This window comes from Klenkia sp. AC732 (assembly GCF_979256525.1).
In genome coordinates this window covers 61,980-70,947 of record NZ_CEEDOS010000002.1, presented here as the reverse complement: position 1 = coordinate 70,947, position 8,968 = coordinate 61,980, and the positions used below count along the sequence as shown (strand labels likewise).

Annotated in this window: 11 protein-coding genes; 2 read left to right on the top strand and 9 right to left on the bottom strand. The window is 75.2% G+C overall.

Translation table 11 applies throughout. The features are described from left to right. Together AC0IVP_RS01340 and AC0IVP_RS01335 are read right to left on the bottom strand one after the other, a co-directional pair. On the bottom strand, window positions 1–292 hold a 292-nt coding region (locus AC0IVP_RS01340), incomplete at its 3' end, for an AzlD domain-containing protein (protein ID WP_471754029.1). Continuing rightward, entirely contained in the window at window positions 289–978 is a 690-nt protein-coding gene (locus AC0IVP_RS01335; protein ID WP_056292625.1) for an AzlC family ABC transporter permease, read from the bottom strand. The genes AC0IVP_RS01335 and AC0IVP_RS01340, both read right to left, overlap by 4 nt. A 127-nt stretch (window positions 979–1,105) precedes the next feature. Between AC0IVP_RS01335 and AC0IVP_RS01330 the strand changes: the two genes are divergently transcribed. Continuing rightward, window positions 1,106–2,257, top strand: a complete 1,152-nt coding sequence (locus tag AC0IVP_RS01330) for an Mrp/NBP35 family ATP-binding protein (protein ID WP_056292627.1) — start codon at window positions 1,106–1,108, stop codon at window positions 2,255–2,257. Window positions 2,258–2,320: 63 nt separating this feature from the next. Here the strand turns inward: AC0IVP_RS01330 and AC0IVP_RS01325 are convergent, their stop codons facing one another. The 4 genes from AC0IVP_RS01325 to sigE all read right to left on the bottom strand — a co-directional run bounded on the left by AC0IVP_RS01325 (window position 2,321) and on the right by sigE (window position 5,456). After that, window positions 2,321–2,719, bottom strand: a complete 399-nt coding sequence (locus AC0IVP_RS01325; RefSeq protein ID WP_056294625.1) for a twin-arginine translocase TatA/TatE family subunit — start codon at window positions 2,717–2,719, stop codon at window positions 2,321–2,323. 69 nt (window positions 2,720–2,788) lie between these two features. Then, window positions 2,789–4,189, bottom strand: a complete 1,401-nt coding sequence (locus tag AC0IVP_RS01320; protein WP_471754027.1) for a S1C family serine protease — start codon at window positions 4,187–4,189, stop codon at window positions 2,789–2,791. A 155-nt stretch (window positions 4,190–4,344) separates the two neighbouring features. Further along, window positions 4,345–4,896, bottom strand: coding sequence for an anti-sigma factor family protein (locus AC0IVP_RS01315; RefSeq protein ID WP_471754025.1), 552 nt, complete (start codon window positions 4,894–4,896; stop codon window positions 4,345–4,347). Beyond that, window positions 4,893–5,456, bottom strand: a complete 564-nt coding sequence (gene sigE / locus AC0IVP_RS01310) for an RNA polymerase sigma factor SigE (RefSeq protein ID WP_056292632.1) — start codon at window positions 5,454–5,456, stop codon at window positions 4,893–4,895. The genes AC0IVP_RS01315 and sigE overlap by 4 nt, the downstream gene beginning before the upstream one ends. A 229-nt stretch (window positions 5,457–5,685) precedes the next feature. Between sigE and AC0IVP_RS01305 the strand changes: the two genes are divergently transcribed. After that, window positions 5,686–6,360 carry an O-methyltransferase gene (locus tag AC0IVP_RS01305; RefSeq protein ID WP_471754023.1) on the top strand — a complete coding sequence of 225 codons (675 nt, stop codon included), beginning with the start codon at window positions 5,686–5,688 and terminating at the stop codon, window positions 6,358–6,360. Here AC0IVP_RS01305 and AC0IVP_RS01300 read toward each other — a convergent pair. From AC0IVP_RS01300 to AC0IVP_RS01290, 3 genes are read right to left on the bottom strand one after another with little or no spacing between them, the layout of a single operon-like run. Continuing rightward, a complete protein-coding gene (locus tag AC0IVP_RS01300) occupies window positions 6,357–6,860 on the bottom strand; it encodes a 2'-5' RNA ligase family protein (RefSeq protein WP_471754021.1) in 504 nt (167 codons plus the stop codon). The two genes, AC0IVP_RS01305 and AC0IVP_RS01300, sit on opposite strands and share 4 nt — an antisense overlap. Next, entirely contained in the window at window positions 6,857–8,080 is a 1,224-nt protein-coding gene (gene glgC / locus AC0IVP_RS01295; protein WP_056292639.1) for a glucose-1-phosphate adenylyltransferase, read from the bottom strand. The genes AC0IVP_RS01300 and glgC overlap by 4 nt, the downstream gene beginning before the upstream one ends. A 4-nt stretch (window positions 8,081–8,084) precedes the next feature. Further along, window positions 8,085–8,906 (bottom strand): creatininase family protein, encoded by an 822-nt coding sequence (locus AC0IVP_RS01290; protein ID WP_056292642.1) that lies wholly within the window; start codon window positions 8,904–8,906, stop codon window positions 8,085–8,087. Window positions 8,907–8,968 lie beyond the last annotated feature (62 nt).

Sequence of the window (8,968 nt, the reverse complement as noted above, 5' to 3'; positions counted from 1 at the left end):
CCCCGGCACCCGCCGCGCCGGCCAGCAGCAGGACCACGACGAACGGCGCCCGCAGCGCCAACGCCAGCGCCGCCACGGCCAGCCCCACCAGCCGGCCGTCCAGGACCAGCCGGTCCCCCGCGGCGACGGCCTGCACCGCCACGAGCGCAGCCAGCAGCGCGGCAGGCACGAACTCGACCACCCGGCGGACCGTGGGGTGCTCCACCCAGCTCGCCGGCACGCTCAACCCGGCCAGCTTGAGCAGGTAGCAGCCCAGCGAGGCGGCCAGCACCACGACCCACAGCTCGCTCACCGGGACCGCCGCCAGTGCCCGGCCAGCACGACGGCCACGACGGCGGCCACCACCTGGACCCCGGCCGGGACGAGGGGCGTCAGCACCAGCGCGACGACGGCGCCACCGAGCGCGACCCGGCGCTGCGCGGCCGGCTCGGCCCAGGCCCGCTGCAACCGCGGCCACAGCAACGCCAGGAACGCCGCCGGGACGACGGCGTCCAGCGCGGCCTGCGCGGTGCCGCCCAGGCCGTCGGCGCCCAGCGCACCGACCAGGGTCATCACGTTCCAGCCCAGGTAGATCGTCGCGCCGCCGGCGGTGAACGCCAGCTTCGCCAGCTGCCGGTCCGGGGCGGCGACGGCGAGCGCCGTCGTCTCGTCGATCACCCAGTGCGCTGTCGCGGCCCGGCGCACGGCACCCCGTGGCCGCAGCAGCGGCAGCAGCCGCACGCCGTAGACGGTGTTGCGGGTGCCCAGCAGCAGCGCGCTGCCGACGGCGGCCAGCGCCCCGCCGCCGGCGCCGATGACGCCGACCAGGGCGAACTGCGAGGCACCGGTGAACATCAGCAGGCTCAGCGCGCAGGCCTGCCACGGGTCCAGCCCGGCGGTGACCGCGGCCGCCCCGAAGGCCACCCCGTACAGCCCGACGGCGACCCCGAGACCGACGGCGTCCCGCAGGGTGGAGCCGCGGGTCGCGTCGGTGGCCACGAGCCCGCAGCCTAGGGAGCGCGCGGTCGTACAGTGGAGAGCGGTCCGCCGCGCGGGTCGCCGTCCCTCCCGGGGAGGCCGACCGTGCAGCCCGCGGGCCCCCCGATGCGAGGAGACCCACCACCGCATGTCCGACACGCTCACCGGCTCCCCGGCGCTCGACGCCGTGAACGCCGCCCTGGCCACGGTCCAGGACCCCGAGATCAACCGGCCGCTGCCCGAGCTCGGCATGATCAAGGACGTTCGCATCGGCGACGACGGCCTGGTCGAGGTCGACGTCTACCTCACCGTGTCGGGCTGCCCGATGCGCGAGACGATCACCAGCCGGGTCACCGAGGCCGTCTCCGGCGTCGCCGGCGTGACCCGCGTCCAGGTCGCCCTGGACGTGATGAACGACGAGCAGCGCACCGAGCTGCGCAAGACCGTCCGCGGCACCGACGCCCCCGACGCCGTCATCCCCTTCGCCCAGCCCGGCTCGCTGACCCGCGTCTACGCGGTGGCCTCCGGCAAGGGCGGGGTCGGCAAGTCCAGCGTCACGGTGAACCTGGCCGCCTCGCTGGCCCGCCGCGGGCTGTCGGTCGGCGTCGTGGACGCCGACATCTACGGCCACTCGATCCCCCGCATGCTGGGCGTCGACGACAAGCCCACCCAGGTCGACGCGATGATCATGCCGCCGCAGTCCTACGGCGTGAAGGTCATCTCCATCGGCATGTTCACCCCGGGCAACACCCCGGTCGTGTGGCGTGGCCCGATGCTGCACCGCGCGCTGCAGCAGTTCCTCGCCGACGTGTGGTGGGGCGACCTGGACGTCCTGCTCATGGACCTCCCCCCGGGCACCGGCGACGTCGCCATCTCGGTGGCCCAGCTGGTCCCCAACGCCGAGATCCTGGTGGTGACGACGCCGCAGCAGGCCGCCGCCGAGGTCGCCGAGCGCGCCGGTGCCATCGCGACGCAGACCCACCAGCAGGTGGTCGGGGTCGTGGAGAACATGTCGTGGCTGGAGCTGCCCGACGGCTCCCGGATGGAGCTCTTCGGCTCCGGCGGTGGCCAGGCGGTGTCCGACGCGCTGACCAAGACCCTGGGTGCGCGCGTCCCGCTGCTGGGCCAGATCCCGCTGGACACCCGGCTGCGCGAGGCCGGTGACGCCGGTGCGCCCATCGTGCTGGCCCAGCCCGACGCCCCGGCCGCGCAGGCGCTGGAGAAGATCGCCGAGGGGCTCGCGGTGCGCTCGCGCGGCCTGTCCGGGATGTCGCTGGGGCTCACCCCCGTCCGTCGCTGACCCGACACGACCGAGGCCCGGCCCCCACTGGGGGCCGGGCCTCGGTCGTGTCTGCGGTCGGGGTCAGGTGGCGTCGGTGTCGTAGGGCGCGGGCTGCGTCCGGTCCCGCGGACCGGTGGGCCGAGCGGCAGCGGCACCGGCCACGGCGGCCGAGCCGGCCACCGCAGCCGTCGCCGACCCGGTGCCCGAGGCCCGCTTCACCGGGCTCTCGTCCTCACCCATCAGCTGCTGGCGGAGGAACGTCTTGGGGTTGTACTGCCGCAGGTCCAGGTCGCGGAGCTGGTCGAAGTCCTCGCCCAGGCTGTCGTGCAGCTGACCCCGGACCCCGGTGACCGCCTCGCGCACCCGCTTGAGTCCGTTGGCGGCGTCCTTGGCCAACGAGGGCAACCGCTCCGGGCCGAAGATGAACAGGGCCGCGAGCCCGAGGACGATGATCTCGCCCCAGCCGATCGAGTCGAACACCTGCCCCACCCTCCGTCGAGTTCCCCGGCCACCCTAGGCAGCCGTCCTGGGTCGGCGCCCAGCGCCCGGTCAGGCCGTGGTGAGCGTCGCCTGCACCGTGGTCGAGGAACCGGCGCCGGCGCGGACGAGCTCGACGGTCACCGTGTCGCCCGGGGCCCGGCGGTCGATGGCGACCACCAGCTCCTCCGAGCTGCCCACCGGCTCGCCGTCCACGGCGATGAGGACGTCCTGCTCGGCGATGCCGGCCTCCGCCGCCGGGCTGCCGGGCTCGACGTTGACCACCAGCGCGCCGTCCCGGGTGCCGTCGGACACCGAGCGGGCCTGCACGCCCAGCGAGGCGTGCACGGCCGAGCCGGTGGCGATCAGCTGCTCGGCGATGCCCCGCACGGTGTCGATGGGGATGGCGAAGCCCAGCCCGATGGAGCCCCCGGTGGTGCCGTTGCCACCGAGGGAGGCGATGGCGGTGTTGATGCCGATCACCGCCCCGGTGCCGTCGACGAGCGCACCGCCGGAGTTGCCCGGGTTGATGGGGGCGTCGGTCTGCACCGCGCTGATGACGGCGTTGGTGTCGGTGCCCTCCCCGGACAGCCGCACGGGCCGGTCCAGGGCGCTGACGATGCCGGTGGTGACCGTGCCGGACAGACCCAGCGGGGAGCCGATGGCCACCACCGGGTCGCCGACGACGACCTCCCCCGCCGAGCCCAGCGAGGCCGCGACCAGGCCCGGCTTCTCCACCTTGATGACGGCGATGTCGCTGGCCGGGTCCCGGCCGACGATCTCGGCGGCCGAGCCGCTGCCGTCGCTGAAGACGGCGCGGATCTCGGCGCCGTCCACCCCGTCGGCACCGGACACGACGTGGTTGTTGGTGACGATGTAACCCTGCTCGGCGTCGACGACGACGCCGGAACCGGTGGCCCCCGACTCGCCCACCCGGACCTCGATCGACACCACCGCGGGGGTCACCGCGGCGGCGATCTCGGCGACCGAGCCGGGCTCCCGGCTGATCCCCGGGGAGACCTCGGACAGCTGCGTGCCCGGGGCCAGCAGCGGCTCCTCGTCGGCGGTGCGGCCCAGGAACCAGCCCAGCGTGCCGCCGAGGGCGGCGACGAAGACCAGCGCCATCAGGGCCAGGGCACCCAGGCGGGCCGGGACGTCGCCCAGCCGCAGCCGTCGGCGGCCGCGCGCGTCGCGGCGGACCGGGCCCTCCTGCTCGTCGTCGGCCGCGTACTGCGCCGGGGGGCCCAGGTGGGTGGCCGAGCGGGGGTCGCGCCACGGGTCGGCGGCGGCATCGGACTTCCACCACGGTCCGGAGGCGGTGCGGCGCGCACCGGGCCGCCCGGACGGGGGCTCCCCCAGCCCGCTCTGCCCGTCCCAGGGGGCGAAGGCGCGCAGCACGGCCTCGGGAGGCAGGGGCGGCGCGGGGGCCGGGCGCGGACCCGCGGGCCGGTCGGCGGCGAAGGAGCCGCTCACGGTCGCGGGGCGGCCGAAGGCGGCCTGCTGGTCCGGCGAGGCGGGCGGTGCCGGCGGGGCCGGGGCCGGGGCCGCGGCAGGACGGTCGAAGGAGCCGTCGGCTCCCGCGGGACGGCCGAAGCCGCCGTCGTCGCCGGGCCGGTCGGGGGTGTCGGTCAGGGGGTCCCGCCGGTGAGCTCGGTGGTGGTGCCCACGGTGACCGTCCGGACGACGGGCGGCACCAGCTCGGTGCGGTCACCGGTGGTGCTGGTGACCGAGCCGCTGTCCGGGCCGGTGCGGGCGACGGGGGTGCTGTCCGGGCCGGGCAGGCTGACGGCGAGGGCGACGACGCCCAGGCCCAGCCCGGTGAGGCCGGCGGCCACCCCGCGACGCAGCCAGCGGGCCTGGCCGGGGCGCTCGGGCGTCTCCGGCGCGGTCAGCGCCGAGGCGAGCAGCGTGCCCCCGCCGAAGGGACCGGTGGCGGACACGTCGGCGGTGAACGGGATCGCGCGCAGCCGGGAGAGCAGGTCGCCGGGCACGGCGACGTCCTGGCTGTCGTGGCTGCCGTGCAGGGCGTCCTTGGCCTCCCGCTGGGCCTGGACGGCCAGCCGGCACTGCAGACAGCCGGTCAGGTGACGGGCGGCGCGGCCGGCGGCACCACCGGAGAGCTCACCGTCGACCAGTGCGGCGATGGCCTCCTGCGCGAGGTGGGTCTCCGGGACGTTCACGCCACGCCCTCCGCGACCGGCCGGCGCTGCGGCGCGAGGTGGGCCAGCGCCTCGCGCAGCTGCACCCGGCCGCGGTGGATCCGGCTGCGCACGGTGCCCAGCTTGATGCCCAGCGTGGCCGAGATCTCCTCGTAGGTGAGGCCCTCGATGTCGCACAGCACGACCGCGACCCGGAACTCCGGGGACAGCGCGTCCAGGGCGGCCTGCACCTGCGGGTCCAGGTGGGTGTCGGCGTAGACCTGCTCGGGCGAGGGCGCTGTGCCGGGCAGCCGCTCGGTGTCCTCGGGCAGCGCGTCGAAGCGGATGCGCTGGCGGCGGCGGACCATGTCCAGGAAGAGGTTCGTGGTGATCCGGTGCAGCCAGCCCTCGAAGGTGCCCGGGGAGAAGTCCGCCAGCGAGCGGAACACCCGGACGAAGGTCTCCTGGGTGAGGTCCTCGGCGTCCTGCGGGTTGCCCGAGAGGCGGTAGGCCAGCCGGTACACCCGCGCGGAGTGGTCGCGGACGACCTGCTCCCAGGTGGGGGCCACCCAGACGTCGGTGGCGGTGGCGGGCTCGGTCACGGCTCCAGGATCGCAGACCGCACCCGAGCCGACCTCCCCGACGCTGGACGCAGGGGTGGGACCCGACCCGGAGGAGGCACGCTTCAACCGCACACCCGTCACAACGGTCGGGGTGCGCCCCCGTGTTCCCCCGTCACGGCTGGTCACAGGCACCCCACAGGGAGGCCCCGCGACACGTCCCGGACCCACCGTGGGGCGCGGGCCCCGCCCGGGCCACTACCCTCGCCGGGTGACCAGCGCCGCCGGACCGCCACCCGTGGGGGGCTCACCGACCGACGCCGCGGCCTACGCGGCCACCTTCGCCGCGGAGTCCCCGGCGTTGGCCGCCGCCCGGCACCGGGCCGCCGCGGCCGTCGGTGCACTGGGCACCGTGGCCCCCGTCGAGCCGGCCGTGGGCGCCACCCTGGCCGTGCTCGCCGCCGGGGTGGGCGCCCGGTCGGTGGTGACCATCGGCGGCGGTGGCGGTGTCGCCGGGCTGTGGCTGCTGCAGGGCATGAAGGCCGACGGCGTGCTGACGGCACTGGACGCCGACCCCACCGAGCTGCGCGCCGCCCGGCGCACGTTCGCCGACGCCGGGGTGCCCAGCGGCCGCACCCGGCTCATCTTCGGCACGGTGGGCGAGGTGCTCCCCCGGCTCTCCCCGGAGGCCTACGACCTGGTCACCTGCGCCGGCCCGCCGGCGGAGTACTCCGCCCAGCTGGCCGCCCTCCTGGGCCTGGTCCGACCGGGTGGCTCGCTGGTGCTGCACGGCATCACCGACTCCGGTGTCGCCGACCGCAAGCAGCGCGACCCGCAGACGGTGGCCTGGCGGGAGATGGTGCGGGCGGTCAAGGACGACGAGGCCCTGGTCTGCGCGGTCGTCCCGGTCGGGGCCGGCCTGCTCGTGGCGACCAAGCGCAGCTAGTCCCCGAAGGGGAACTCCGCCACCGGCTCCCACGGCCCGCCGAGGTAGCGCCAGAGGCCGAGCCCTGTCGCCGGCACCCGCTCGGGTGCGAACCCGGCGGCCAGGTCCTCGTGCAGCGCCCGCGCCACCGCGGGCTCGACCTTGTTCTGCACCGTGACGTGCGCGTGTCTCCACGACGAGTCCTGCCGGGTCAGCCACGGCGCCCACGAGGCGGCGAGGTCGGCCCGCAGCGCACTCAGCTCGGGCGCCCGCAGGTCGTAGGCGACCCCCCGGCCCAGCAGCCGCAGTCCGGTGACCTCGACGTCGAAGCCCGGTCGGTCGGCTGCCGTCCGCAGGTCGTCCCGGACCCGGCCCACGTGCTCCCCGGGCACGGCGTGGAACAGCGTGACGTGCGCGGCGAGGTGGTTCCGGTCGGCCGGGAAGTGCCGCGCCCGCAGGTCGTCGAAGCGCTGCTGGGCCTCGTCGGCCAGCAGCAGCGTGACGACCAGCGGGGCGGTCACTCCAGGATGGCGCGGGCGCCCTTGCCCAGGACGGTGACCCCGCCGGCGCTGACGTGGTAACGCTCGCGGTCGGCGTCCAGGTCCACGCCGATCCGGGCGAACGGGGGCACGACGACGTTCTTGTCCAGGATCGCCCGCCGCACGACGGCGCCCTCGCCGATGTGCACGCCGTCCATCAGCACGCTGTCCTCGACGCTGCTGGCCCGGTCCACGCGCACGCCGGGGCTGAGCACCGACCCGCGCACCGATCCACCGCCGACGATGACCCCGGCGCTGACCATGGAGTCCTCGGCGCGCCCGCCCAGCACGAACTTGGCCGGCGGGAGCTGCGGGGGCAGCGTGTAGATCGGCCAGCGGTCGTTGTAGAGGTTGAAGACCGGGGTGACCGAGCGCAGGTCCATGTGCGCGTCGTAGTAGCTGTCCATCGTCCCCACGTCACGCCAGTAGCCGTGGTCGCGCTCGGTGGCGCCGGGGACGACGTTGGTGGAGAAGTCGTAGACCCAGGCCTCGCCCTTGTCGGCGAGCATCGGCATGATCGAGCCGCCCATGTCGTGGACGGAGGACTCGTCCTCGGCGTCGGCGCGCAGGGCCTCGAGCAGGGCGTCGGTGGTGAAGACGTAGTTGCCCATGGAGGCGAAGCTCTCCTCCGGCGAGTCCGGCAGGCCGGGCGGGTCGGCCGGCTTCTCCAGGAAGCTCTTGACCTTGCCCTCGGCCGTGGCGTCGATGACGCCGAACTCGGTGGCCTCGTGCCGGGGCACGCGCAGACCCGCGACGGTGACGCCGGCCCCGGTCTGCAGGTGCTGGGCGATCATCTGCGCCGGGTCCATCCGGTACACGTGGTCGGCGCCGAAGACGACGACGATCTCGGGCCGGGCGTCGTAGATCAGGTTCAGCGACTGGAAGATCGCGTCGGCGCTGCCGGTGAACCAGCGCGGGCCCAGGCGCTGCTGCGCGGGCACCGGGGTCACGTAGTTGCCCAGCAGGCTGCTCATCCGCCACGTGGTGGTGATGTGCCGGTCCAGCGAGTGGCTCTTGTACTGGGTGAGGACGGCGATCTGCCGGATCTCGGCGTTGACGAGGTTGGACAGCACGAAGTCGACGAGCCGGTAGTTGCCCCCGAAGGGGACGGCCGGTTTCGCCCGGTCCTGGGTCAGCGGGGAGAGTCGTTTGCCCTCTCCACCGGCGAGGACGATGCCGAGGACCCGCGGGCTGCCACGCATGTGATCAACCTAATGCCCGGACACGCCCGGCGCGCACCCGGCCTGGGAACTCGAACGCGGCGACCTCCACGAGGGCCTCGGTCAGCCGCGTGCTCCAGCAGTCCACGATGGCCGCGCCGGCCTCCGCCGTCGCCCCGGCCGGGTCGCCCACGACCCCGTTGTCGGTGACGTCGGCGGACACCCACGCGGTCGGGACGGCGCCCTCCAGCGAGAGGTGCACCGTGTCGGCGTAGAGGTCGAGCACCGCGTGACCGCCGGCCTCGGCGCGGTCCAGGTGCACGTCGTCGGGGGCCAGCGCCAGCATCGCCGACGTCTCCACGTACCCGCCGTGGATGCTGAACGCCTCGTCGGGCACGGGGAGGCCCTCGGGCAGCCCGAGCCGGAAGACCGAGACCGGGAAGACCATCAGCCCGGTCTCGACCCGGATGTCGCGGGAGACGGTGTCCAGCAGCGAGGGGTTGCCGCCGTGGCCGTTGACGAAGACGAGCCGGCGGAACCCGCTGGCCGCCACCGACCGGCCGACGTCCCGGCAGACCGCGAGCAGGGTCTCGGTGCTGAAGGACAGCGTGCCCGGCCAGCCCAGGTGCTCGGTGGACTTGCCGATGGTCAGGGTGGGCAGGACGTAGGCCTCGACGTCGTCGGGCAGCGCTGCCACCGCGCGGGTGGCGACGGCCTCGGCGACCAGCGAGTCGGTGACCAGCGGCAGGTGCGGGCCGTGCTGCTCCACCGCCCCGATCGGGACGACGGCCAGGGCGCCGGCGGTGTCGACGGCGCCGATCTCGGGTCCGGTCATCCGGTCCCAGCGGCGGGTGCGGGGTCGCGTCATGGCCGCAGGTGTACCGACCGGAGGTGACGGCGACGTTGCCTCCGTCCACAGCGCGTTCACCT

Coding starts and splice junctions, on each gene's coding strand:
- AC0IVP_RS01290 (WP_056292642.1), bottom strand. CDS start 8,906: ATGACGCGACCCCGCACCCGCCGCTGGGACCGGATGACCGGACCCGAG.
- AC0IVP_RS01330 (WP_056292627.1), top strand. CDS start 1,106: ATGTCCGACACGCTCACCGGCTCCCCGGCGCTCGACGCCGTGAACGCC.
- glgC (WP_056292639.1), bottom strand. CDS start 8,080: ATGCGTGGCAGCCCGCGGGTCCTCGGCATCGTCCTCGCCGGTGGAGAG.